The organism is Bradyrhizobium sp. HKCCYLS1011, from assembly GCF_051167795.1.
GTDB lineage: Bacteria > Pseudomonadota > Alphaproteobacteria > Rhizobiales > Xanthobacteraceae > Bradyrhizobium.
In genome coordinates this window covers 243,711-267,773 of sequence record NZ_JBNPTT010000008.1, presented here as the reverse complement: position 1 = coordinate 267,773, position 24,063 = coordinate 243,711, and the positions used below count along the sequence as shown (strand labels likewise).

19 protein-coding genes are annotated in these 24,063 nt (G+C 65.1%); 12 read left to right on the top strand and 7 right to left on the bottom strand.

The window, feature by feature from the left end:
• The first annotated feature begins 22 nt into the window (after positions 1-22).
• Together ACQR1W_RS27050 and ACQR1W_RS27045 are read left to right on the top strand one after the other, a co-directional pair.
• Complete coding sequence (locus tag ACQR1W_RS27050; RefSeq protein ID WP_434853658.1) at positions 23-1,171, top strand: diguanylate cyclase domain-containing protein; 1,149 nt, start codon at positions 23-25, stop codon at positions 1,169-1,171.
• A gap of 178 nt (positions 1,172-1,349) precedes the next feature.
• Positions 1,350-2,573: an ABC transporter substrate-binding protein gene (locus tag ACQR1W_RS27045; RefSeq protein ID WP_434853657.1), complete on the top strand. Its 1,224-nt coding sequence runs from the start codon at positions 1,350-1,352 to the stop codon at positions 2,571-2,573.
• Positions 2,574-2,786: 213 nt separating this feature from the next.
• Here ACQR1W_RS27045 and ACQR1W_RS27040 read toward each other — a convergent pair whose 3' ends face one another.
• The 6 genes from ACQR1W_RS27040 to ACQR1W_RS27015 form a co-directional block, all read right to left on the bottom strand.
• Positions 2,787-3,716 carry a CobW family GTP-binding protein gene (locus tag ACQR1W_RS27040; RefSeq protein ID WP_434853656.1) on the bottom strand — a complete coding sequence of 310 codons (930 nt, stop codon included), beginning with the start codon at positions 3,714-3,716 and terminating at the stop codon, positions 2,787-2,789.
• The gene (locus ACQR1W_RS27035; RefSeq protein ID WP_434853738.1) at positions 3,713-5,206 is read right to left on the bottom strand and encodes an amidohydrolase family protein; all 1,494 of its coding nucleotides are present in this window, start codon (positions 5,204-5,206) and stop codon (positions 3,713-3,715) included. Before ACQR1W_RS27035 ends, ACQR1W_RS27040 begins: the two co-directional genes overlap by 4 nt.
• 142 nt (positions 5,207-5,348) lie before the next feature.
• Positions 5,349-7,001: a tannase/feruloyl esterase family alpha/beta hydrolase gene (locus ACQR1W_RS27030; RefSeq protein WP_434853655.1), complete on the bottom strand. Its 1,653-nt coding sequence runs from the start codon at positions 6,999-7,001 to the stop codon at positions 5,349-5,351.
• Between the two features lie 50 nt (positions 7,002-7,051).
• Positions 7,052-7,372, bottom strand: coding sequence for an AtuA-related protein (locus tag ACQR1W_RS27025; protein ID WP_434853654.1), 321 nt, complete (start codon positions 7,370-7,372; stop codon positions 7,052-7,054).
• A 2-nt stretch (positions 7,373-7,374) separates the two neighbouring features.
• On the bottom strand, positions 7,375-8,709 hold the full coding sequence (locus tag ACQR1W_RS27020; protein WP_434853653.1) for an acyclic terpene utilization AtuA family protein: 1,335 nt from the start codon (positions 8,707-8,709) through the stop codon (positions 7,375-7,377).
• A 14-nt stretch (positions 8,710-8,723) separates the two neighbouring features.
• Complete coding sequence (locus tag ACQR1W_RS27015; protein WP_434853652.1) at positions 8,724-10,025, bottom strand: CitMHS family transporter; 1,302 nt, start codon at positions 10,023-10,025, stop codon at positions 8,724-8,726.
• A 118-nt stretch (positions 10,026-10,143) separates the two neighbouring features.
• On the opposite strand from ACQR1W_RS27015, the gene ACQR1W_RS27010 reads away from it, so the two are divergent.
• From ACQR1W_RS27010 to ACQR1W_RS26990, 5 genes are all read left to right on the top strand, one after another.
• Positions 10,144-11,088: a LysR family transcriptional regulator gene (locus ACQR1W_RS27010; RefSeq protein ID WP_434853651.1), complete on the top strand. Its 945-nt coding sequence runs from the start codon at positions 10,144-10,146 to the stop codon at positions 11,086-11,088.
• Positions 11,089-11,097: 9 nt separating this feature from the next.
• Positions 11,098-12,543 carry a xylulokinase gene (xylB, locus tag ACQR1W_RS27005; RefSeq protein WP_434853650.1) on the top strand — a complete coding sequence of 482 codons (1,446 nt, stop codon included), beginning with the start codon at positions 11,098-11,100 and terminating at the stop codon, positions 12,541-12,543.
• Between the two features lie 156 nt (positions 12,544-12,699).
• The gene (locus tag ACQR1W_RS27000; protein WP_434853649.1) at positions 12,700-14,223 is read left to right on the top strand and encodes a sugar ABC transporter ATP-binding protein; all 1,524 of its coding nucleotides are present in this window, start codon (positions 12,700-12,702) and stop codon (positions 14,221-14,223) included.
• A complete protein-coding gene (locus tag ACQR1W_RS26995; RefSeq protein WP_008970433.1) occupies positions 14,216-15,256 on the top strand; it encodes an ABC transporter permease subunit in 1,041 nt (346 codons plus the stop codon). Before ACQR1W_RS27000 ends, ACQR1W_RS26995 begins: the two co-directional genes overlap by 8 nt.
• 90 nt (positions 15,257-15,346) lie before the next feature.
• Entirely contained in the window at positions 15,347-16,294 is a 948-nt protein-coding gene (locus ACQR1W_RS26990; protein ID WP_434853648.1) for an ABC transporter substrate-binding protein, read from the top strand.
• A gap of 163 nt (positions 16,295-16,457) precedes the next feature.
• Here the strand turns inward: ACQR1W_RS26990 and ACQR1W_RS26985 are convergent, their stop codons facing one another.
• Complete coding sequence (locus ACQR1W_RS26985) at positions 16,458-17,243, bottom strand: IclR family transcriptional regulator domain-containing protein (RefSeq protein WP_434853647.1); 786 nt, start codon at positions 17,241-17,243, stop codon at positions 16,458-16,460.
• 124 nt (positions 17,244-17,367) lie between these two features.
• Between ACQR1W_RS26985 and ACQR1W_RS26980 the strand changes: the two genes are divergently transcribed.
• The 5 genes from ACQR1W_RS26980 (at position 17,368) to ACQR1W_RS26960 (ending at position 23,763) form a co-directional block, all read left to right on the top strand.
• Entirely contained in the window at positions 17,368-18,726 is a 1,359-nt protein-coding gene (locus ACQR1W_RS26980; protein WP_434853646.1) for a Rieske 2Fe-2S domain-containing protein, read from the top strand.
• Positions 18,727-18,917: 191 nt separating this feature from the next.
• Positions 18,918-20,354 carry a glutamine synthetase family protein gene (locus ACQR1W_RS26975; protein WP_434853645.1) on the top strand — a complete coding sequence of 479 codons (1,437 nt, stop codon included), beginning with the start codon at positions 18,918-18,920 and terminating at the stop codon, positions 20,352-20,354.
• A gap of 130 nt (positions 20,355-20,484) precedes the next feature.
• Entirely contained in the window at positions 20,485-21,093 is a 609-nt protein-coding gene (locus tag ACQR1W_RS26970; RefSeq protein WP_434853644.1) for a hypothetical protein, read from the top strand.
• A gap of 271 nt (positions 21,094-21,364) precedes the next feature.
• Positions 21,365-23,209 carry a tetratricopeptide repeat protein gene (locus ACQR1W_RS26965; protein ID WP_434853643.1) on the top strand — a complete coding sequence of 615 codons (1,845 nt, stop codon included), beginning with the start codon at positions 21,365-21,367 and terminating at the stop codon, positions 23,207-23,209.
• Between the two features lie 329 nt (positions 23,210-23,538).
• Positions 23,539-23,763, top strand: a complete 225-nt coding sequence (locus tag ACQR1W_RS26960) for a hypothetical protein (RefSeq protein ID WP_008972741.1) — start codon at positions 23,539-23,541, stop codon at positions 23,761-23,763.
• The last annotated feature ends 300 nt before the right edge of the window (positions 23,764-24,063 follow it).

The following is a 24,063-nucleotide window of genomic DNA, read 5'->3' as shown; positions in this document are numbered from 1 at the left end:
GTCTTGTTAGGAAAGCTGCCCCATGGTGCGCGCCATGGGACCAAAGTCATTTTTAAAGTTGTTGCCTCCAAATGCGGCCATCCGCCGCGAGCTTGTCGACCTGCTCTACACCTCGTTGCCGCAGGTGACGGCCGTCAACGCCGCATCAATCACCGCATCCGTCGCGCTGGCAGCGGCACATCGTGACCCCGGCTACATCGCGATCTCGTTTGCCATTGTCGTGAATGCGATCGGCCGGACGGTCAGCCTGCTGCGTTACAAGAAGCGAGCTGCACAGCTCTCGGACAAGGATGTCATCCTCTGGGAGCGCATCTATGCCGCGGCCGCGGCCTCGTTCGGGCTGGCGCTCGGAGCGTTATCGTTTCGTGCCTTCCAACTCGACGATGGACCCGGCGCCTGGCTCGCCTTCGGCCTCTCGATGTCCTACTGCGTCGGCATGGTGTCGCGGGCGGCGATCCGGCCCTGGGTGGTGCTGACGACGGCCGCAGTGCTGCTGGCGCCCACCTTGGTCGGCGGCTTGATGCGTCCCGAAATCTCCTACCGGCTCGGCGCCGGCATGCTGGTGCTGTTCTGGTTCACCATTCGCGAAGCCTCGCGCCACCTGAGCAAGGCCTTCATCGAGCGGCTCGAGGCCAAACATGCGCTCGCGCGTCAGGCCAACCATGACTTCCTGACCGGACTGCCCAACCGGGCCGCATTCCTCGACGCGCTGGCAGGCGTTGGCGGCACCGTTGCAGTAGTCGCGATCGATCTCGACGGCTTCAAGCCGGTGAATGATCGCCATGGCCATCATGCCGGAGACGACCTGCTGCGTCAGGTCGCCGAGCGGCTTTCCGACTGCGTCGGAACGGGCGGCATGGCCGCGCGCTTCGGTGGCGACGAGTTCATGCTGCTGAAGCCGGTCGGCAATGCTGCCGAGGGACGCGACCAAGCCCTGGGGCTCGCGCGCGAGGCCGTTCGTACGCTATCGATGCCGTTCCTGCTGTCCGACATTCCCGTTGTGATCGGGGCCAGCGCCGGTCTGCTTGTCAACGACGCACCGCGTTCGGACGGCGCGCTGACACATATTCTCCGGCGGGTCGATGCGGCGCTCTATGCCGCCAAGCGCGCCGGCGGAGGCCATTGCAGCTGGGCGGACCAGCACGACACCACGCTCTGCCAGGTCGGTTGATCGGCTAAGCGCGTCGGCGCGGGCCGTCTTGCGTCTGCCGTCCACGCCTGGACTTGTCACCGCAGACCGGCCATGCTGCCGACGACATTGCCACCTGCGCGCCGATCCTGCAGGTCGGGGTGCACGACAACTCACGACAATCAACTCGAGACAACTAACAAGTATTCCGGGAGGCGAAATGCACGGAGTTGCACGTTCGGCGCTGAGCGTTCTGTTCACGATCGGCTCGGCGATGCTGCTGGCGAGTGCGCCCGCCGATGCCGAAGACGGCGTCCTGCGCGTCGGCATCATCACCGACATGAGCGGCCAGTATTCGGACGGCAACGGCATGGGCTCGGTGATCTCGGCGCAGATGGCCGCCGAAGAGATCGGCGGCACGGTGGCCGGCCGCAGGATCGAGATCATCTCGGCCGATCACCAGAACAAGCCCGACGTCGCCGTCGGCATCGTCCGCAACTGGATCGACAACAAGGGCGTCGACGTGGTCGCAGAGGGCGTCAATTCCGCCGTGGCGCTCGCGATCCAGAACCTGACGCGTGAGCGCAAGAAGATCTTCCTGATCTCCGGCTCGGGTTCGTCCGATCTCACCGGCAAGCAATGTTCGCCGACCTCTGTGCATTGGACCTACGACACCTACGCCTCGTCGAATGCGACGGCGAAGGCTGTGGTCGCACGCGGCGGCACGCCGTGGTTCTTCCTGACCGCCGACTACGCGTTCGGCCAGGCCCTGGAGCGCGACGCGAGCAAGGCGGTGACCGCGGCCGGCGGCAAGGTGCTCGGCGCGGTCAGGCACCCGTTCGATACCGCGGATTTCTCGTCCTTCCTGCTGCAGGCGCAATCCTCGGGCGCCAAGGTGCTGGCGCTCGCCAATGCCGGCTCCGACTTCCGCAATGCGGTGGGACAGGCGGACGAATTCAATGTGCGTCAGAGCATGCAGGTGGTCGCGCTCCAGGTCACGCTCACCGACGTGCCGGCGCTGGGACTTGTGCACGCGCATGATCTCCTGTTCACCGATTCCTTCTACTGGGATCGGACACCGGAGACGCGCGCCTTCGCGGAAGAGTTCTTCAAGCGGCACGGCGCCATGCCGACCGCCTATCAGGCCGGCGTCAACTCGGCGCTGCGCCACTACTTCAAGGCGGTGGCCGCCACCAATTCGGTCGACTCCGAAACCGTGATGGCGCAGATGCGCAAGACGCCGGTGAACGACTTCTTTGCGCAGAACGGCGTCGTGCGCGAGGACGGCCGCATGGTGCACGACATGTATCTGATGCGGATCAAGAAGCCGGAAGAATCCAAGAGCAAGTGGGATCTGTACGAGTATCAGACCACGGTGCCGGGCGATCAGGCGTTCCGGCCGCTGGCCGACGGCGGATGTCCGTATGTCGGGAAGGGACAGTAGTTACAAACGCAAGACGCACCTCTCTCGGTCCCAAACACGTCATTCCGGGGCAAGGCCGCAGGCCTCGAACCCGGAATCCCGAGGTTAGTAAGCACGCAAACCAATCTCGAGATTCCGGGTTCGATGCTTCGCATCGCCCCGGAAGGACGACATTATCAACTTTATCGCTATGGCTGTGCTCCCGCCCTCGGGTGAGATCAAGAGAGCGGCATCTCAAGCCATCACGATCGTCTGCAGCAGGCGATCGATCTCCTCCGCATCGAGCTCGCCTTCCCGCCCGATCAGCACCAGCTGTGCGGTCAGGCCGTCGGGCGGCGGCAGCGGTGATGGGGCGAGGGTGCCGCGGGTGGCGACGGACTGGAACAGGATCGGCTGTCCGGGATGCTCGGTGAACAGCAAAATGCCCTTGATGCGCAGCGTGCGCGGCGCGAGCTGGCCGATCACAGTCTGAAAGCGCGCCAGCGACAGCGGCGCCTGCGAGGTCCAGGTCACGGCCGCGAACGGCTCTGACGCGGTCGGCGTCGGGCGTGGCAGCACGCGTGTGGCGACGAGATCGCGCGAGAACAACAGGTCAGGGGCGACGGTGCCATGGACGACATCGAAGATCGCCGTGTTCGGCTTGTCGCGCCCGATCACGGCTTCGACCTCGGCGCGCTCCCCGTCTTCCAGTAGGTCCGTCTTTGTCAGCAGCACGAAGTCGGCGGCACGCAGCTGCGACCGCCACAGCGCATCCTGCGCAAGAGCCGGCTCATCGAGCACACGGCGCGCATCGACCAGCGTGACAACGGTCTCCAGCGGCGCCACCTTGAAGATGACAGGATCCATCAGGTTGCGGATGATCTCGGCCGGGTCCGAAATGCCCGACGTCTCGATCACGATCGCATCGGGCGCAGGATCGCGCTTGATGACGGACGACAGCGTCCGCAACAGGTCGCCCTGCAACGAGCAGCAGATGCATCCGTTCTTCAGAGAGACGACGCCGTCAGACACGGTGCCCAGAAGCTGCGCGTCGATGTCAACAGAGCCGAAATCATTGACGACAGCAGCGATGCGCCGCCCGCCCGGATTGGCCAGCAGATGGTTGAGCAGGGTGGTCTTGCCGGCGCCGAGAAAGCCGGCCACCAGCAACACCGGGGCGATCATGACGTCTGCTCGCGCCGGACCGGGCGGCCCGGCCGCGCCTCGCGATCAATCGCGCCGTCGGCGATGACGGCCTCGCCATGCACCAGGAGATGCTTCACGCCTTGCGAGGGGCGGTTCATGTTGAGGAAGTCGGCGCGATCCCGCAGCGTCTCGAGGTCGAACACGGTGATATCGGCATCGCAGCCGACCTGCAGCCGGCCCTTCTTGCGCATCACAGGCGTGGAGGCTTCGAGGATCTGCGCCGGGATCAGGGTGCATTTGGCGACACCTTCCATCAGCGGCACCACCTTGCGGTCGATCACCCATTCGCGCAGGAACCTGGTGAAGGTGGCGGATGAGCGTGGATGCGACACCGCATCGTCCGGCAGCGGCCAGGCGTCGCCGGTGTAGGCAGTGCCGTTCGACAGGATCCACGGCATCGCGTCGGAGGCGATCGCGCCGCCGGGATACATCACGGAGATATCGAGCAGATCGCGGTGGCGCTGATTGACCGCGACGTCGAGGAAATGAATCAGGACCAGCGCGCCGGGCTCGCGCTGTTGCCGCTCCAGGAGCTCATTGCGGTCGGCGAGACGGCGGCGCTCGGCAACCATCTCGATGGCATCATAGCCGACGCCCTGGCGCTGGCAAAAGGCGGGATCGGCGAAAAACTCGGCGCCAACGACCGTCGATCCGGTGCCGTAAGGATAGGCTTCGACCGTCACCTTCAGGCCCTGCGCCTGCGCGGTCTTCACGAGCTCAGCGCAGCGTTCGACATCCTGCAGGCTGGTGCTGTTGAAATGGCAGATGTGCATGTGCGCGCCGGTCGCTCCGGCAAGCCCGATCAGCCTGACATAGGCATCCACCGAGCTGCGCGGATCGACATTCGACATATAGGCGATGTGGGTGTAGGTCGGCACGCCCTGCCGTGCCGCGAGGCTGCACAGCTCCGACAATTCCTTGACGCCGGTGCCCGGCGCATAGGCGTTCGGAAACGCGATTCCGATGCCGCCCTGCTCCAGCCCGACCCGCACGCGCCCGACGATCTCGGCGACTTCCGCAGGCGTTGCGACCTCCTCGACCCAGCGCTTGTCGCGCATGGCCTCGCCCATGCCGGCCACGCTCGATGCGGCCTGCTGCGTGGTCATGGTCGCGATGCGCGCGAACACCCAGCCGGCCGAGGCGCCATAGTTCAGCACGCGGCCGAGCGCGGCCTGCTCGTCATACCAGCGCGCGACCGGCAGCACGCCGACCTCGAGCTCGAGTGTCGTGGTGACGCCGTCGAAGGCCTGCATGCGGTCGGCCGGCAGCGACTGGCCGTGAGCATGCAGATCGATGAAGCCCGGGCTGACGATGAGGCCGTCAGCGTCGATCGTTCGCGCGGACGCTCCCTCGACATCACCGATCGCAGCGATCACGCCGTCCTTGATTGCGACATCGGCGATCGCATCGAACCCGGTCTCGGGATCGAGCACGCGCCCGCCCCGGATGATCACGTCATAGTGGTCCATCGTATCCAGCACGCCTCACGCCATCTGCACTTCGTGATTGGGCTATCACGGAACGCATGAGCTTGGAAATGTGCCGGCACGATCGGTGCCCTCCGGCCGGCGCATGCCTGCACCTGAGGCGTGTATTTTCGATCTCCACCGCTCAACGTAAGTAGGCTGTGGCCGGCAGCGGCGTCGCATAGCGATGACCGTCGGCGCAGGTGAAGTTCGCGGCGTCCGCCGGATCGCCCTCCCCTTTGTAGCGCGCAATCTTCGGATAAGGACACAGCGGACGACTCATTTCGATGCCGTCGGATGGTCTATCATTCCGGAACTTGGTTGCCGCGATGGTCTCGGGCGCGATGCCCTTTTCCACCCAGCTCTCCAGCGCCGCCTGCGTATCCAGCACATTCGGCCCCGGTCCCCCTTCGCAATGATAAAGGCCCGGCGCCAGGAACAGCCGGTAGAAATCCGCGCTGGCGTCGGCGCCGATGTCGGCGCTGCCAGCAGCCTGCACCCGCTCGAAATAGTCGATCGAGTCGCGCGGCGGCACGACGGGATCGGCGAGGCCGTGATACTGGATGAGCTTGCCGCCCGCCGCCTTGAACGCGGCGAGATCCGGGTTCATCGCATTGATGACAGGTGCGAGCCGGTCATCGACGGCTTTCATGCCCGACCCGAAATCGAATCTGCGCCAATCCCAGTTCGCCTCCGGAAACGCCCACTCCTTCCAGAAATTGAGCCTGGCAGGCCGATCGGGATGCGTCGGATCGGCCCAATACAGACTCCAGCCCGGAAGCGTGGCAATGACGTGGCCCGAATTCTCGCTGCCCTTGGGCCAGCCATAATAGACCTGCGCGCCGGTGCGTGAATCGCGCGCGCCGCCATACATCGCAGTCAGCGCATCGGCCTGCTCCTGCGTCAGGCAATCATCGCCCTCGCCCTGTTTGCACAGCATCTGTTCGGGGCGGAAGTCGCAGGCTTCGGGGTCAGTCAGGAAATTGTCGGTCGAAAGACCACCATCCTTGCCCCGGCATGTCCTCACGACGGCCTCGGTGACCGCGGCGAGCTTCGCCGGCGGAATGATCAGACTGAGATCGGGGCGATGATTCCTGACGAACTGCCACAGAAAGCCGGCATTGAGATGGGTACGGTTGTTGCCGGGATCACCGGCGATGATGCCGTCGAAATCGGTGGGATAACGCTGCGCTTCCATCAGCGCCTGATGACCGCCGGTCGAGCAGCCCGCGAAATAGCTGTGCTTCGGCTTCTCGCCGTAGAACTCGGCGACCACGGATTTCGCCACGGCGATCGAGACATGTACCGCGCGGTGGCCCCAGTCGACGATCGCCTCAGGGCGATCGATCGCAAAGCCGGGATCGTCGCCGGTGTGGCCGGTGTCCGTGGCGATCGCCGCATAGCCGCGGCGGAGCAACGGTCCCATCGCCTTGTAGGCGATGGCCGAGCTGTAGCCGCCATTGCCGACCATCTCGATCTTGCCGTTCCAGCCAGCCTGCGGCAGCCACAACTCGACGCCGACCCGCGAGCCCGGGACCGGTGAGACGACGCCGCGCACGCGGCAGAATGCAGGGAGGTCCGAAATCTCGGCCCCGGTTGGCGGAGCGAACGATCCGGCCGGTCGCGCCTCGGCGCCTGAGATCATCGTATTTTCGATCTGCAGCGTCAGCAGCTGCTCACAGGACGCGGCCGCGCCTGGCGAGGACGACAGCAGCATTGCAATGGCGGCAAAGAAAGCCGCACCGCATGCGCTGTGAACACGAGGTATCCTGCCCGGCAGTGCTCCCGCGGTCGTCATCATCAAACCTCCCAAAATTTTCTTTTTTGTGCGTAACTACATAGAGGTCGTCACGAGCCGTCGTCAGGAGACGGAATCTCCAGATCGAGCAGGCGCGAGCTCAGCGACTTGCCGTGTGCATCAAGCCGCAACGATCGTGTGACGCCGCCACCGAGCGCATCCTTCAGGACAAAGTTGAGCGCAGCAAGGCCGGGCAGCTCGTAGCGGAGGATCTCGCCCTGCACGATGTCAGCAAAATGCGCCTTCACGCGGGCGGCCGTGACGGCCTCACACAGCAACGCGTAGTCCTCGGGACGATAGGCGATCACCGAGATGTTGCAGAGGTCGCCCTTGTCGCCGGTGCGGGAATGGGCGATGTCGCGCAGCTTCATCTCTAGGCCTCCAGCACCGCCACATGCATTTGCGTCGCGCTCTCAGGGACGAGGCAGGAGGCGACCGCGACGACCTCGCGCGCCGACTTCCAAGCCCCGCCGCCACCGGCCGGTCCGTTGGTGTAGAGCGTCTCGACCTCGTTGCCGATCTTGACCGCTTCCGCCAGCGTCTCAGTGCGGCCGACCACGCGAACGCGCACCTCATAGGGCTCGCCAGCTTGCGGTGTCACGTCTCCGTGCAGCGCGTTCACCCCGATCAGGTCGAAGCGCAGCTCGCTGGTCTGCACGCCCGTGAGGGCAAGCCGCTCGCGCACGATCTCGAGCGCGAGCCGGCCGCGCGCCACAGCACCGGGCCCGGCATAGGAGATCTGGCCCTCGCCGACATAGCTGTCGACATAGCCGATCGATGTCTTGAGCAGGCCGGTCTTCGGCTTGCCCCGCCCGCCCATGACATGGACGCGATCGGGGCCGGCCTCTTCCACCCTCACCTGCGAGAAATCCGCGACCACATCGGGCTGAAAATATTGCGCGGGGTCGTGGATCTCATAGAGCAACTGCTCCTTCACCGTCGCGAGCGTGACGCAGCCGCCGGAGCCCGCGGCCTTGGTGACGACGAGATTGCCATCCTCGCGCACCTCCCCGATCGGAAAGCCGAGCCGCGCGAGATCCGGCACATCCTTCACGCCGGGATCAGCGAAATAGCCGCCCGTGATCTGTCCGGCGCATTCCAGCAGATGCCCGACCACGGTGCCCTGCCCGAGCCGATCCCAATCATCCATCGCCCAGCCGAACTCGTGCACGAGGCAGCCGAGAAACAAAGCGGGATCGGCGGCGCGGCCGGTGATCACGACATCGGCGCCGGCCGCGAGCGCATCTGCGATCGCACGCGCGCCGATATAGGCGTTGGCGGAGACGATGCGATTGCCGAGACCTTTGACGGTGTCACCGTTGTCGAGCGCGAGATTGGCCTGCTTCGCTTCCGCCAGCACGTCGTCGCCGGTCACAGCCGCGATCTTCAGTCCTGTCAGGCCGAGCTTGCGCGCGATGGTTCGCGTCGCCTCCGCGGCACCGAGCGGGTTGGCCGCACCCATATTGGTGACGACACGGATGTTCTTGGCCTTGCAGATCGGCAGCACGGCCTGCATGCGGGCCGCGAGCAGCGGATCGAAACCGCCGGCCGGGTCCTTCATGCGCGCCTGTTGCGCCAGCGCGATAGTGCGCTCAGCGAGGCATTCGAACACGAGATAATCGAGCTCACCTTTTTCAGCGAGCTCGACCGCGGGCTCGATGCGATCGCCGGAATAGCCGGCGCCGGCGCCGATCCTGATGGTCCGCATCGCGGTCCTCCGGCTCAAATGGGAAACAATCCGAATAACACGCAGGCGATGGTCATGACCACCGATGCGCCGAACAGGAAGGGTATCGTGAACTTCTGGTGATCCGCCAGATCGATGCCCGAAAGTCCGACCACCAGGAAGGTCGCAGGCGTCAGCGGGCTGACCGGAAAGCCCGTGGTCATCTGGCCGAGCAAGGCGGCCTGGGCCACCTGAACCTTCTGTACGCCAAGCTGCGATCCGACCTCGGCCACGACCGGCAGCACGCCGAAATAGAAGGAGTCCGGGTCAAACAGCAGGCTCAGCGGCATCGAGACGATGCCGAGCGCGATCGGAATGAACTTCGCCGCCTCCGCGGGTACGAAGCTGACCGCGGTCTGCGCCATCGCCTTCAACATGCCGGTGCCCTGCATGATGCCGGTGAAGACGCCGGCAGCGATCAGGATCGAGGCCATCAGCAGCGCAGCCTTCGCATGCGCGTCAATGCGGCGGCGCTGCATGTCGACATTGGGATAGTTGATGAGCAGCGCCACGCAGGTGCCGACCATGAAGACGATCGCGGGCGCGAGCTTCTCGCCCAGGATCACCATGCTGCCGAGCACGATCACGGTCAGCACGATGTTGATCCAGAAATTCTGCGGCCGGCGCAGCTCCTTGTCGGCGTCGGTGATGACGCGCTGCGGCGCCTCGACTGTTGCGCCTCCGGCCAGGCCGAGCCGTCGTTCCTCGCGCCGGCCGAGCCACCAGGACACGGCAAAGATGAAGACGAGGCCGACAATCTGCACCGGCACCAAGGGATTGAAAATTTCCGGGATCGGCAACTTCAGCGAGGCCGAGGCACGGATCATCGGCCCGGTCCAGGGCAGGAAGTTCACGCCGGCGGCCATCGACGCCGCGCAGGCCAGGATGCGCTTGTCGATGCCGAGCCGCTCATAGAGCGGCAGCATCGCAGGGATCGTGACCAGGAAGGTCACGGCACCGGAACCGTCGAGGTGAATGAGCAGCGCCAGCAAGGTGGTGCCCATCACGATCCGGGTCGGACGCGTGCCGACCGTACGCAGGATGCGATCGATGATGGGATCGAGCATGCCGGCGTCGCTGACGATGCCGAAGAACAGGATCGCGAACACGAACATGCCGACGACAGGGGCGAGGCTCTGCAGGCCGGAGACGATGAACTTGGAGGTGTCCCAGCCGAAGCCGCCGATCAGCGCCGCCAGGATCGGAATGACGATCAGGGCGATCAGAGGTGACATCCGCTTCGTCATGATGACGACGAGCAGGATTGCGATGGTGATGAGGCCGAGCAGCGCCAGCATGTTTCCTCCCGGCGCGATTGAGCTCGCGCTGGCATTTAAGTTCCGTTTTGCCGCTGCTTGCCATCGGGTTTGCGATTAAACAATTGAAATGATTTTATCGCAGCAATAGCATAGGATTATGGACGTCGCCCTCGCCCAGATGCGCTCCTTCGTCACCGTCGCGCGGCTCAAGAGCTTCACGCGCGCGGCCAAGCTCCTGCATCTGTCGCAGCCGGCGCTGACCGTGCAGATCCGGCGGCTGGAAGAGACGTTGAACGCGCGGCTGCTCGATCGCACCAGCCGCTCGGTCGAATTGACGCGCACCGGCGCCGACGTGCTGCCGGGTTTCGAGAGGTTGCTGCAGGAGATTGAGACCCTGGTGCTCGACGTGCGCGGCGGCAATGCCGCGCAGCGCAGCATCGTGCGCCTCGCCGCGCTGCCCTCGATCGCCTCCGGCATCCTGCCCGACGCGATCCAATCGTTTCGCAATGAGAGGTCGAACGTCTATTTCGCGCTGCGCGACGTGGTGGCGAAACAGGTGCTCGATCTCGTGCGCAACGAGGAGGTCGATTTCGGCGTCGCCGGCGACGAGGTCGCACAGCCCGGGATCGAGATCATCTTCAGCCTGCAGGACCAGATGCATGTCATCTATCCCGCCCGCCATCGGATCGGGCGGGAAGCAACCGTCACGCCCGAGCATCTGACGCAGTACCCGCTGATCATGATGGCGGCCGATACCAGCGTGCGCGCCGTGGTCGAGCGCGCCTTCCATCGGCGCGGCCTGATCCCGCATCCCGCCTGCGAGGCGACCTACATGATGACCGCGGTCGCGATGGTCCGCGCCGGCCTGGGGCTTGCGATCCTGCCGGGCTCGGCACGCGAGATCAGGGCGGAACGCGACGTCCGCTCGCGGCCGATCGACGATCCCGCCTTCGCGCGCCAGCTCAGCGTCATCAAGCGCACCGGGCGCACCCTGCCGCCGCTCAGCGAGGCCTTCGCCACCCATCTGATCGGGGAGTTGAAGGCGAGCTTGGGCACGAGCAAGATCAAACCGCGCAACGATCGCGCAAGAGCGAAAGCGTAGAGCAGGCCCATGTATCTCGGCATCGATCTCGGCACCTCGGCGGTCAAGACCATCCTGGTCGATGATGCGCAGCGGGTGGTCGCGAGCCGCAGCCAGGCCTTGACGATCGCCTCTCCAAAGCCCGGCTATGCGGAACAGCATCCCCTGCAATGGATTGACGCGACCTTCGCGACGCTGGATGCCTTGAAGGCGGATCATCCGCACGACATGGCAGAGGTCGACGGCATCGGGCTGTCGGGCCAGATGCACGGCCCCGTCCTGCTCGATGCTGACTTGAAACCGTTGCGGCCCTGCATTCTCTGGAACGACGGCCGCTCCGCGGCCGAATGCAAACTGCTGGAGCAGCGCTGGCCGGGCTTGCGCAAGATCACCGGCAACAAGGCAATGCCGGGTTTTGCCGCACCGAAGCTGTTGTGGATCGCCGCGCACGAGCCCGAGATCTTCGCCGCGGCCAGGCTCGTGCTGCTGCCGAAGGCCTATCTTCGCCTGGTTCTGTCGGGCGAAGCGATCGAGGATGTCTCCGACGCCTCCGGCTCCCTGTGGCTCGACGTCGTCGGGCGGGACTGGTCGGATGACGGGCTTGCGGCCACCGGCCTGTCGCGCGCGCAGATGCCGCGCCTGGTCGAGGGCACGGCGCGCGCGGGCCGGCTGCGCGGCGAACTGGCCCAACGCTGGGGCCTGCACAAGCGTCCCATCATCGCCGGTGGCGGCGGCGACAATCCGGCCGGCGCGGTCGGCATTGGCGCGATCGCGCCCGGCGCCGCGTTCATCACGCTCGGAACCTCCGGCGCCGTGCTGGCGCCGACCGATACCGTCGCCGCCAATCCCGAGCGCGTCGTTCACACCTTCTGTCACGCGATCCCGAACATGTGGATCCAGGCCGGCGCGATCCTCTCGGCGGCCTCGTGCCTGGCCTGGACTGCGCGGCTGTTCGGCGCTTCCGAAGCGGAGCTGCTGGCGCCGCTTGGCGCGCGCCCCGAGAAGCTCTCGCCCGTCAGCTTCCTGCCTTATCTGGCCGGCGAACGGACGCCGCATGATGATCCGGATGCGCGCGGCCTGCTCGACGGACTCAGCGACGCCACCGATCGGTCCGCGATCGTGCAGGCCGTGCTCGAAGGCGTCGCCTTTGCGCTGGCCGACTGCCGGGATGCGCTCGCGAGCGCCGGCATCACGATCGCTGAAGCAGATGCGATCGGCGGCGGTTCGCGCTCGCCGTTCTGGCTATCGGTACTGGCGAACGTGCTCGATGTTCCCATCCATCGCTTCGCCGAGGGCGAGACCGGCGCCGCCTTCGGTGCGGCGCGGCTGGGCCGCCTGGCTGTGACCGGCGAAGCGGTCGGTACGGTCTGCACGCCACCGCAGCGCACCGAGACCTTCCGACCCGAGCCCGCACTCGCGAGAGCCTATGCCGAGCGACTGCCGCATTGGCGCAAGCTCTATCGGCGCAGTCGTTAACGTTTCTCGGGAACGCGGCGGGCCTGCACGGCCCAAACGTTGGACGCACGCTGTTCAGTATTGCCCTCCGCGACAGCCTCTAGTTTAATGTCCGTCCCGCGTCGACAGCAACGAGACGCGGATAAGCAAGAAAGTGTGCGTGCGCCGGGAGGCACGATGAGTGGTCCGATCCTTGAGATGCGCGGGGTCTCAAAATCCTTCTTCGGCATCAAGGCGCTGCACAAGGTCGACCTGACCGTCTATGCCGGCGAGATCCACGCGCTGATGGGGGAAAACGGCGCCGGCAAATCCACCTTGATGAAGATCCTGTCGGGCGCCTACCGGCCTGACCCAGGCGGCGAGATCCGCATCGAGGGCCACCCCGTTCGCATCGAAGGCCCGCTCGGCGGCCGCGCCGCCGGCATCTCGATCATCTATCAGGAGTTGTCGCTCGCGCCGAACCTGACGGTGGCGGAGAATATCTATCTCGGCCGCGAGGTCTCGCAGTCCGGCCTGCTGGCGCGCGGCGCCATGCGCGAGCGCGTCGGCCCCATCCTCGAGCGGCTCGGCGCCGATTTCACGCCGCAGACCCTGGTCGCGGAGCTCTCGATGGGCCAGCGCCAGCTCGTGGAGATCGCCCGGGCGCTGCACGCGCGGTCGAAGATCCTGATCATGGACGAGCCGACCACCTCGCTCTCGGCGGCCGAGAGCGAGCGGCTGTTCGCGCTGATCCGGCAACTGCGCGCCGAGGGTCTCGCCATCATCTACATCTCGCATCGCATGGATGAGGTCTATGCGCTCGGCGACAGGGTCACGGTGCTGCGCGACGGCCGCCTGGTCGGCTCGCTCGACAAACCGGAGATCCGCGCCGACACCATCGTGCGGCTGATGGTGGGACGCGAAGTGTCGTCTTTCTACAAGAAGGAGCACGATCCGAACGCGACATCGGGGCGTCCGGTTCTTACCGCAACCGACATGGCGGACGGGCAGCGCGTCAAGGGCTGTTCGCTCACGATCCATGCCGGCGAGGTGGTCGGGCTGGCCGGCCTCATCGGCGCCGGCCGCACCGAGCTTGCGCATCTCATCATCGGCGCGGCACCGAAGATTTCGGGCCATGTCGAGCTCGACCGCCAACCCATAGACATCCGCACCCCCGGCGAGGCGCTGGATGCCGGGATCGCCTATCTCACCGAAGACAGGAAAGCGCTCGGCCTGTTCCTGGATATGTCATGCCTCGACAACATCAATCTCGCCGTGATCGGGCGCGATGCGAAGCTCGGCGGCTTTCTCGATCGGGACAAGGGGCGCGACCGGGCCGAGCGGGCGTTTGCCGCGCTCGGCATTCGTGCGCCGAATGTCGGCGTTCCCGTCGGCGGGCTGTCCGGCGGCAATCAGCAGAAGGTATTGCTGTCGCGGCTCCTGGCCACCACGCCGAAAGTGCTGATCCTGGACGAGCCGACGCGCGGCGTCGATGTCGGTGCGAAGTCCGAGATCTACGCGATCATCGACAATCTCGCCAAATCCGGCACCGCGATCCTCGTCATCTCGTCCGATCTGCCGGAGATCATCGGCATCTGCGACCGCGTGCTGGTAATGCGCTCAGGCCACATCGCCGGCGAGATCCGGCGCAACGCAACATCACATTTCAGCCAGGAAGAGATCATGGCCCTGGCCACCGGAACGGAGCATGTCGATGCCTGATAACAGTTCGGTTCAGGCGAAGGCCAGCCCTACCTCGAGCCTCGCATCCGCGCAGGAGACCAAGCGCCAGCGCGTCCGCATGATCATCCGCGCCGCCGGCATGCTGCCGGTGCTGTTGATCCTCTGCATCGGCTTTCACTTCCTCTCCGAGGGCCGCTTCTTCACCGGGCAGAATCTCGGCATCGTGCTGCAGCAGGCCGCCGTCAACACCGTGCTCGCGGCGGGCATGACCTTCGTCATCCTGACCGGCGGCATCGACCTGTCGGTCGGCTCGATCCTCGCAGCGGCCGCAATGGCCGGCCTGACGCTCTCGAAGCTGCCTGATCTCGGCTCGCTGTGGCTGCCGGCCGCCGTGCTCACCGGCCTCGGCCTCGGGATCATCAATGGCGCGCTGATCGCGCTGTTGCGCCTGCCGCCCTTCATCGTCACCCTGGGCTCACTGACGGCCGTGCGCGGGCTCGCGCGCCTGATGGGCGCCGACACCACCGTGTTCAATCCGTCGATTCCCTTTGCCTTTATCGGCAACGCCTCGCTGCCGCTCATTCCCGGCGTGATCTCGCTTCCCTGGCTGTCGGTGATCGCGCTGCTCGTGATCTTCGGGTCCTGGCTGATCCTGCGCAGGACCGTGCTCGGCGTGCACATTTATGCGGTCGGCGGCAATGAAAGCGCAGCCCGACTCGCCGGCATCAAGGTCTGGGCGGTGCTGATCTTCGTCTACGGCATGTCGGGGCTGCTGGCGGGCCTGGGCGGCGGCATGCAGGCGGCGCGGCTCTATGCGGCCAACGGGCTGCAGCTCGGCCAGTCCTACGAGCTCGACGCGATCACCGCCGTGATCCTCGGCGGCACGTCGTTCGTCGGCGGCATCGGCTCGATCTGGGGCACGCTGGTCGGCGCGCTGATCATCGCCGTGTTGTCGAACGGCCTTATTCTCATCGGCGTGTCCGACATCTGGCAATATGTGATCAAGGGGCTCGTGATCATCGGCGCCGTCGCGCTCGACCGCTATCGCCTGCAGGGCTCGGCACGCACTTGAACAAGGAGCGGCGGTTGCGCCGCTCCAATGAAGTCTGAGACGGCATCTGGTCGGCCGTAACGGGACATGAAAGGACCAGGGAGGAAACCTATGAAGACTGTATTGCTTGCCAGCGTTGCTGCCGTCGCGCTCGCGCTGACCTCTGCGCCGTCATCGGCCAAGGAGCTGAAATCGATCGGCGTCTCGCTGGGCTCGCTCGGCAACCCGTTCTTCGTCGCGCTGTCGAAGGGCGCCGAGTTCGAGGCCAAGAAGACCAATCCGAACGTCAAGATTACCACCGTCGGCTTCGAATATGATCTCGGCAAGCAGGTGACCCAGATCGACAATTTCATCGCCGCCGGCGTCGACCTGATCCTCTTGAACCCCGGCGATCCCAAGGCCATCGGGCCTGCGATCAAGAAGGCGCAAGCGGCCGGCATCATCGTCGTCGCGGTCGACACCGCGGCCGAAGGCGCTGACGCCACCGTCACCACCAACAACGTCCAGGCCGGCGAGATCTCCTGCCAATACATCGTCGACAAGCTCGGCGGCAAAGGCGACGTCATCATCGAGAACGGGCCGCAGGTCTCGGCGGTGATCGACCGTGTCACCGGCTGCAAGAACGTGTTCGGCAAGGCGCCCGGCATCAAGGTCCTGTCCAGCGACCAGGACGGCAAGGGATCGCGCGAGGGCGGCCTCACCGTGGCGCAAGGCTATCTGACCCGCTTCCCGAAGATCGACGCAATCTTCGCCATCAACGATCCGCAGGCAATCGGCACCGATCTCGCCGCGCGTCAGCAGCAGCGCACCGGCATCATCATCACCGCGGTCGACGGCGCGCCCGACATTGAAGCCGCCCTGAAGGACCCGGCGTCGGCCCAGATCCAGGCCTCTGCCTCGCAGGATCCGTTCTTCATGGCGCGCCGCGCCGTGCAGGTCGGCGTCGGCATCCTCAACGGCCGGAAGCCGGCCTCCACCGTCGAGCTGCTGCCGTCGAAGCTCATCACCCGCGACAATGTCGCCGAGTACAAGGGCTGGACGTCGGAGCGGAAGGAGTAGTCGGGCGAGCGTCGGTCAACACGCACCACTATTTCGGCGAGCGCCGCTCTCTCCCGGGAGCGGCGCTCGTACTTTTTGGAGTCCCGCTGAGGCAAGCGACCAGGGAAATGTGGAGCGAGACGGATCGGATGCTGCCGATATGCCGCCAGAACCATCCTCACCTCTACAATAACTGCGACCGCACCGACGCCGCGGCGTCCTGCAGCAGCGGCAGGAAGCGCGTGGTCATCTCATCCGTCGAGATGCGGTCGACATGGCTGCCGATATTGATGGCCGCGACGATCACGTCGTCATAGCGGCGCACCGGCACCGAGATCGAGCGGAAATGCGGCTCGGCCTCGCGATCGACCAGCGAATAGCCCTTGCGGCGGTCATCGGCGATGACGGCCAGCAGTCGCTTCGGCGCGGTGACGGTTTGTGGTGTCAGCGCCTGCAGCGATGCTGATTTGAGCCGCACGACCAGCTCGGCCTCGCTGAATTGGCCGAGCATTGCACGGCCGACCGAGGTGCAGAACGCCGGCAGGCGATAGCCGATCTCGAGCCCGCCGGAGAACACGCGCACCGGACCGCCGCGCGCAATGAACACGACTTCGTCGCCATCGAGCACCGCGAGCGAGGCGATCTCCTTGGCGCTCTCGGCAACGCGATCCAGCACCGGCTGCAGCACGCTGACGAGCTGGCTCGAGCGCAGGAACGACGAGGCCAGCGTCAGCACCTGCGGCGTGAGCGCGAACAGCTTGCCGTCGCTGGCGACGAAGCCGCCCCGCTGCAAAGTCAGCAGGATGCGCCGCGCGGTCGCGCGCGGCAGCTCCGCGATGCGCGCGACGTCGCTCAGCGTCATTGCGCCGGGCCGCGTGCCGAACAGCTGCAGCAGCCGCAAGCCGCGGTCGAGGCTTTCGACATAGTCGGTGGCGGCCTCGCCGCCCGCATCCCGCTTCAACTTCGGCATTGCCTCGTTCCGCGCCGCAATGCGGTGAAAACTCGTGCTTGCGGCCGCTTCCGGACATGTCATAATTCGCCCATCTGTTCAATAGGCGAACAAGCCAAAGCGAAACACGGAAGGGACGCCCGCCATGATGAGCCAGGAGCAGAACGACCTGATCACCCGCATTGGGCCGAACGACCCCTGCGGCAAGCTGATGCGCCAATATTGGCAACCGGCGGCACTGGTCGATGAACTCCAAGGCGAACGGCCGGTGCGCCCGGTGCGATTGCTTGGTGAAAATCTCGTGCTGTTTCGCGACGAGCAGGGCCGCTACGGCCTGATTGATCGCCACTGCGCCCATCGCGGCGCCGACCTCGCCTTCGGCCGGCTGGAGCATGGCGGCCTGCGCTGCTCATTCCACGGCTGGCTGTTCGACGTCACCGGTCAATGCCTGGACACGCCGGCGGAGCCGAAAGGCTCGAACCTCTGCGCCAACATCCGCCAGCGGTCCTATCCGGTGGTCGAGAAGAGCGGCATCATCTGGGCTTATCTTGGTGAGGGCGCGCCGCCGGCCTTCCCGGAGATCGACTGCTTCACCGCGCCTGCGAGCCACACATTTGCGTTCAAGGGCCACATGGAATGCAACTGGCTGCAGGCGCTCGAGGTCGGCATCGATCCGGCGCACGCCTCCTATCTGCATCGCTTCTTCGAGGACGAAGACACCTCGACCGCCTATGGCAAGCAGTTTCGCGGCGCCTCGGCAGGCAGCGAGCTGCCAATGACCAGGATCCTGCGCGAATATGACCGCCCGATCATCAATGTCGAGCACACCGAATATGGCCTGCGGCTGATTACGCTGCGCGAGATCGACGCGGAGCGCACCCATGTGCGCGTCACCAACCAGCTGTTTCCGCATGGCTTCGTGATTCCGATGAGCACGGAGATGACGATCACGCAGTGGCACGTGCCGGTCGATGACGAGAACTGCTACTGGTATGCGATCTTCACCAGCTATGCGGCGCCGGTCGACAAGGAGAAGATGCGCGAGCAGCGGCTCGCGCTCTACGAGTTGCCGGACTACACATCCCGCAAGAACAAGCGCAATGATTACGGCTTCGATCCGCACGAGCAGCTGAGCGCGACCTATACCGGCATGGGCCATGACATCAACGTCCACGACCAGTGGGCCGTAGAGTCCATGGGGCCGATCCAGGACCGCACCAGGGAGCATCTCGGCCAGAGCGACAAGGCCATCGTGCAATATCGCCGCCTGCTGCGGGCTGAGATCGACAAGGTCGCGCGTGGCGAAAGGCCGATCCTGTTTCTCGATAACGACACCGCGCGCAGCATCCAGGGGCCGGCGACGATGGACGGCATCGGTCCGAGCCAGGGTTGGGAGCTCTATTGGATGGAGGTCGACGTGAAGCGGCGCCGCGGCGCGCCCTGGGCGGTAGCGGTGCCGAAGGAGATCGCCGGCAAGGTGACGCATCTCACCGCGGCGGAGTGAGTTGATTATGCCGGACGTTCGCTCCGTTCCGTCATTGCCGGGCTTGACCCGGCAACCCATCACTTGAAAACTAATTTCCTGATGGATGCGCGGGCCTGCGCCGCGCCGAAGGGGCTTCGGCCCCGCAGGCGGGTCGAGCCAGCGCGTGACGATCCCAAATCCAGTTCGCGATATAGCAAGAGAGAGACAGTGTGACCTTCGTCAGCCGCCATGGCCTGTGGACCGAGGAGCAGCGGGAAGCGGCCGAGAAGCTCGCCCGCATCGTCGAGGAGAGGAACCTCGAGGTCATCAGACTATCGTTTCCCGATCAGCACGGCATCCTGCGCGGCAAGACATTGATCGCCTCCGAGGCTGTCGGCTCGCTCGAAGGCGGCTGCTCCATCACCACCACCATGCTGGCCAAGGACACCGCGCACCGCACGGTGTTTCCGGTGTTCACCAAAGGCGGCGGTTTCGGCATGAGCGAGATGGAAGGCGCCGCCGACGTTGTCATGGTGCCGGATCCCACGACATTCCGAGTGCTGCCGTGGGCGCCGAGCACGGGCTGGGTGCTCTGCGACCTCTATTTCAACGACGGCAGGCCGGTGCCGTTTGCCACCCGGCACATCTATCGCAATGTGCTCGGCGATCTCGCCGCGCGTGGCTACGACTACGTCGCGGGCCTCGAGGTCGAGTTTCACCTCTTCAAGCTCGAGGACGCACGAATGGCGCCGGAGGATGCCGGGCAGCCGGGCCAGCCGCCATCCGTGAGCTTGCTCTCGCATGGCTATCAGTATCTCACCGAGCAGCGCTTCGATCAGATGGAGCCGGTGCTGGAAATCCTGCGCCGCGATATCATGGCGCTCGGCCTGCCCCTGCGCTCGGTCGAAATCGAGTTCGGGCCGAGCCAGTGCGAGTTCACCTTCCAGCCGCGCAAGGGGCTCGAGCCCGCCGACAACATGGTGCTGTTCCGCAGCGCCATCAAGCAGATCGCGCGTCGCCATGGCTATCACGCCACCTTCATGTGCCGGCCGAAGCTGCCGAACGTGTTTGCCTCCGGCTGGCATCTGCATCAGTCGCTGGTCGCGCGCACCGATGGCAGCAACGCCTTCATGGCAAGCGAAAGCGGCGCGCCGCTCTCGGAGCTCGGTCGCAACTTTCTCGCCGGACTTCTCGCGCACGCCCGCGCCTCCACCGTGTTCACGACGCCGACCATCAACGGCTACAAGCGCTATCGCTCCTATTCGCTGGCACCGGACCGCGCGATCTGGGGTCGCGACAACAGAGGCGTGATGATCCGCGTGCTCGGTGGCGCCGGCGATCTCGCAACGCGGTTGGAAAACCGGATCGGCGAGCCGGCCGCAAACCCCTATCTCTACATGGCCTCGCAGATCCTCTCTGGCCTCGACGGCATCGACCGCAAGCTCGATCCGGGCCCATCAGCGGACACGCCCTACGAGACCAAGGCCGAGCTGTTGCCGAAATCATTGCGCGAGGCAGTGTTCGCGCTGCAGGATGACCCATTCTTCCGCGAGAAATTCGGGCCGCAATTCGTCGACTATTACGTCCACATCAAGAGTGCGGAAATCGAGCGCTTCCAGGCCGAAGTCTCCGACTGGGAGCAGCGCGAATATTTCGAGCTGTTCTGAAGGCGGCCGCCGGCTGGAATGAAGGCGGAGCCGATGTCATGAAATCGTCGCACCTTTCCCTTGACTCACGTCAAGATGATACCCCGCCGCTCCGGCAATGATCGGTGGGGATCAACCAGCGGAGGCAACGATGCCTGAGCAAAGCAGCGTGCATGTCTATCTGAACTGGGCCAAGGAGCGCATCGACGAGATGGATGCCGCGTTGGCCTCATTCGAAGCCAAGGCGAGCCAAACAGCCGCCGAGATGAAGCCGAAAGTCGATCAGGTGATTTCGGACCTGAAGCAGCGGCGGGATGAATTCAAGGCCTCGCTGAAGGCGCAGCATGATGCCGGCGAGGCCGCTTGGCAGCAAGCCAAGGCGGATATGGAAACCCAATGGGAGGGTTTTGAGGCGCAGGTCCAGACCTATTTCGAGGGTCTCGGCAAGCAATTGGAACAGCAGCAGGCCACGTTCAAGGATGTCGCCGCGGCGCAAGCGAAGGCCTGGCGCGAGGCCACCGCGACGTTCCACGATGCCGCCTCGAAGTTCGCAGCTACCGGACAAGCCAACGTCGAAGCGGCGATCGCGAAGATGAAGTCGGACGGAGCTGAGGCCGAAGCCCGGCTGCAGAAGTTGAAGCAGACCGGCAGCGGGTCCTGGACGGTGCTGAGTGCCGCCTTGGCGGACACGCGCAAGGCGTTCGATCAAGCCAATCAGGCCGCGTGGAACGCGCTGAAGGGCGCCGGCTCGAAGAACTGACGCGAGCCACGGCGGGTCGGGCGACCGGATCGACATCTTGCTCCGGCGCCCCACCCGCCTGGACGGCGAGCGTGCCTTGGCCAGATAGCGTGCCCTGGCCAAATGAAGTCCAGCGATCACTGCAGAATTTGAGGCGGCGCCACCCCCGCCACCGGTGACGCTTGCCCAAATGCGCCGGCACGCAACCTGAAAACGTCCAGAGGACGAATTCTTTCCGCTCAAGCGAGAATCAAATACCTGTTCCATCTGAAAGCAAAATTCAGGTGGCGCAATGAGCGGTCGCGAGAATGAGAAGGCTCTCGTGCATGACACGGCCGGTCAAAAAGCGCCCGACGGCGTGGTTCAGTTGCATGAGGCCGCCATCGACCACATGCGTGCCGGCCGACATCTCGACGCCCAGCTATGTTGCCAGCGGGCCCTCGCGCTCGACCCCGGTCATGCCGACACGCTGCACCTGATGGGGCTGTTGTGCATCCAGACCGGACAGTTCGATCATGCGGTGGAATGGCTTGCCGGCGCGATCCGGCGCGCGCCGAAGCCGCACTATCTCACAGCGCTCGGGACCGCGCTGCTGCAGCAGGGACGAGGCGCCGAGGCGCTCAAGGCGTTCGAGAAGGCTGTCGAGCTCGAGCCCGACAATGCGGAGCGGTGGCAGAATCTCGGACTGATATTGGCTGAGCTGCAGCGCAATCACGAAGCCATCCTCAGCTTCCAGCACGCGCTTCAACTTGCGCCCGGCTCCTGGGAAGCGGCGAACAAGGCGGCGATCCTTTTGCGTCAGGCGGGGCGTTTCGAGGACGCACTCGTCTACTTGAACATGTGCGCGGAGCTGAAGCCCAACGACATCCAGACGTTCGGGTTGCGCTCGGACGTGCTGCGGAGCTTGGGGCGTTACGCAGAAGCCCTCGCTGACCTTGAACGGGTCCGCTTGCTCGATCCGACCAACGCAGATGCCTGCAATCAAATGGGGAACTGTCTCTCGGCGCTCGGCCGCTACGAAGAGGCGTTGTCCGCCTACGACAAGGCCTTCGCCCTTGGCGACAAGCATGCCCTGAAAAACAAGGCGATTGCGCTCGAACATTTTGGCCGCTTCGACCAGGCCGCGTCCTGTTATCGGCGGGCCCTCGCCGAAGATGCTAACGACGCCAGCGCCGAATGGAATCTGGCCTTGCTTCAGTTACTCACCGGGGATTTCGAAGCCGGCTGGGCGGGTCGTGAGGCCGCGCGCTGGAAAATCCCCATTCTTGTCGAGGGCTATCCGAAGCTGTCCCGGCCGCTCTGGCGAGGAACCGAACCCATCGATGGCAAGACCATCCTGGTGTGCCCGGATGAAGGACTCGGCGACGTCATTCAGTTCGCGCGCTACGTCCCGATGCTGGCGGCGCGCGGCGCGCGCGTGATCCTGCTTGTCCAGGACGAACTCTACCCGCTTCTCTCCAGGCTTCCCGGCGTTGCGCAGTGCCTTCCGAGATCGGCGACGACGGCGCCGCCCTACGACCTCCACTGTCCCCTGACCAGCCTGCCGCTGGCTTTCGGGACCCGCCTCGACACGATCCCGGCCGCAGCCTCCTATCTCCCCGCTCCGGCGCCCGATCGCGTCCAGACGTGGGAGCAGCGTCTCGGCTCCCACGACCGGCCGCGGGTCGGCCTTGTCTGGTCCGGCAATCCGAGGCACCCTCGAGATCGCGCCCGTTCGATGCCGTTCCGGACCATGGTTGGTCTCCTCGATGCTGATGCGACCTTCGTCAGCCTGCAAAAGGACCCGCGAGCGGAAGACAGGCCGGCGCTGCTGGAGCGGACCGACATGATCGACCTGACCGCGCATCTGACCGATTTCGTCGAGACGGCTGCGCTGGTGTCTTGCCTGGATCTCGTGGTCACGGTCGATACCAGCGTGGCGCATCTTTCGGCCGCGCTCGGCTGCCCGACCTGGGTCCTGTTGCCGTACGTGCCGGACTATCGCTGGCTGCTCGATCGCGAGGACAGTCCCTGGTATCCGACCATGCGCCTGTTCCGGCAGGACGAGCGTCGGGACTACACGCCTGTGATCGAGCGCGTTCGCGCCGAGCTGGATGCGGCTCGTGGCCGTGAGTCGTTCCGGAACAAGGGATCCTAAGCGGCTGGGTTGAGGATATGTCTTGCACGTCGGGCCGGCGGAGCAATGGCGGCACTGAGCAGATGCGGTAGAATCCCGAGCATTCCTGACGGCAACGTTTGAGGCGACCTTCCGGCGAATGCAGGTACTTTAACGGATTTCACATCGGGCCATGATGAGAGCATGCTGATAGCCCGTTCTGACATTCGCTTGGGACTGCTCGCGGATGGACTGAAGCGGGATATACTGTCGCGAATGTCAGACACGCCGCATTGGCGGATGGCAAATTGAGCGCATCCTGAAGGGCATGCTAAAGTTCATCAGTTCAGCGATTTTCGTGGGGACACGACGTGTACGAGCTTACTGATCCCATCAAGACCTACATGGAAAGGGCGCTGGAAGAGACCTGCCGGGCGCTGCCGTATGGCGGTGATCACGAGGTTCGCGCCTTCATCGCCCACCGGCTGGCTGATGCCGCCCAGGGCAGAAGGACCACCCTCGGGGAACTCGGAATCGTCGCCCGCAAGGCCCTGGCCGATTATCGCGCTTCCGGCCGGCCGTCCGAGCGCCGCTGAGCTTTCAGCCAAGCTGGGTGCACTGACCGCTTTGCGCCTCAGGACTTGAACCCAGCGCTTGGACCCCCAGCACCTGGGCCGGTCATCGCTGATGGCTGGGCCGAAGAGCTGTCGTGTCTCACGACGCAACTAACGCAGGATGGCCCATTCGAGACCAGTGCCGACGATCGCAGCGACACCGGCGAGCATGATCGAGATGAACAGCATTTCTGCGATGGAGACCTTGTCCCACTGGATCATGTCACGCCTCAGCCCGCCCGAATCATCCTCCTGAGTATGGAGCAGATCGTGGGCAGGCCA

Coding starts and splice junctions, on each gene's coding strand:
- ACQR1W_RS26985 (WP_434853647.1), bottom strand. CDS start 17,243: ATGCCGAAGTTGAAGCGGGATGCGGGCGGCGAGGCCGCCACCGACTAT.
- xylB (WP_434853650.1), top strand. CDS start 11,098: ATGTATCTCGGCATCGATCTCGGCACCTCGGCGGTCAAGACCATCCTG.
- ACQR1W_RS27045 (WP_434853657.1), top strand. CDS start 1,350: ATGCACGGAGTTGCACGTTCGGCGCTGAGCGTTCTGTTCACGATCGGC.
- ACQR1W_RS27035 (WP_434853738.1), bottom strand. CDS start 5,206: ATGGACCACTATGACGTGATCATCCGGGGCGGGCGCGTGCTCGATCCC.
- ACQR1W_RS27050 (WP_434853658.1), top strand. CDS start 23: ATGGTGCGCGCCATGGGACCAAAGTCATTTTTAAAGTTGTTGCCTCCA.
- ACQR1W_RS26965 (WP_434853643.1), top strand. CDS start 21,365: ATGAGCGGTCGCGAGAATGAGAAGGCTCTCGTGCATGACACGGCCGGT.
- ACQR1W_RS26970 (WP_434853644.1), top strand. CDS start 20,485: ATGCCTGAGCAAAGCAGCGTGCATGTCTATCTGAACTGGGCCAAGGAG.
- ACQR1W_RS26980 (WP_434853646.1), top strand. CDS start 17,368: ATGATGAGCCAGGAGCAGAACGACCTGATCACCCGCATTGGGCCGAAC.
- ACQR1W_RS27000 (WP_434853649.1), top strand. CDS start 12,700: ATGAGTGGTCCGATCCTTGAGATGCGCGGGGTCTCAAAATCCTTCTTC.
- ACQR1W_RS27010 (WP_434853651.1), top strand. CDS start 10,144: ATGGACGTCGCCCTCGCCCAGATGCGCTCCTTCGTCACCGTCGCGCGG.
- ACQR1W_RS27025 (WP_434853654.1), bottom strand. CDS start 7,372: ATGAAGCTGCGCGACATCGCCCATTCCCGCACCGGCGACAAGGGCGAC.
- ACQR1W_RS27020 (WP_434853653.1), bottom strand. CDS start 8,709: ATGCGGACCATCAGGATCGGCGCCGGCGCCGGCTATTCCGGCGATCGC.
- ACQR1W_RS27030 (WP_434853655.1), bottom strand. CDS start 7,001: ATGACGACCGCGGGAGCACTGCCGGGCAGGATACCTCGTGTTCACAGC.
- ACQR1W_RS27040 (WP_434853656.1), bottom strand. CDS start 3,716: ATGATCGCCCCGGTGTTGCTGGTGGCCGGCTTTCTCGGCGCCGGCAAG.
- ACQR1W_RS27015 (WP_434853652.1), bottom strand. CDS start 10,025: ATGCTGGCGCTGCTCGGCCTCATCACCATCGCAATCCTGCTCGTCGTC.
- ACQR1W_RS26990 (WP_434853648.1), top strand. CDS start 15,347: ATGAAGACTGTATTGCTTGCCAGCGTTGCTGCCGTCGCGCTCGCGCTG.
- ACQR1W_RS26995 (WP_008970433.1), top strand. CDS start 14,216: ATGCCTGATAACAGTTCGGTTCAGGCGAAGGCCAGCCCTACCTCGAGC.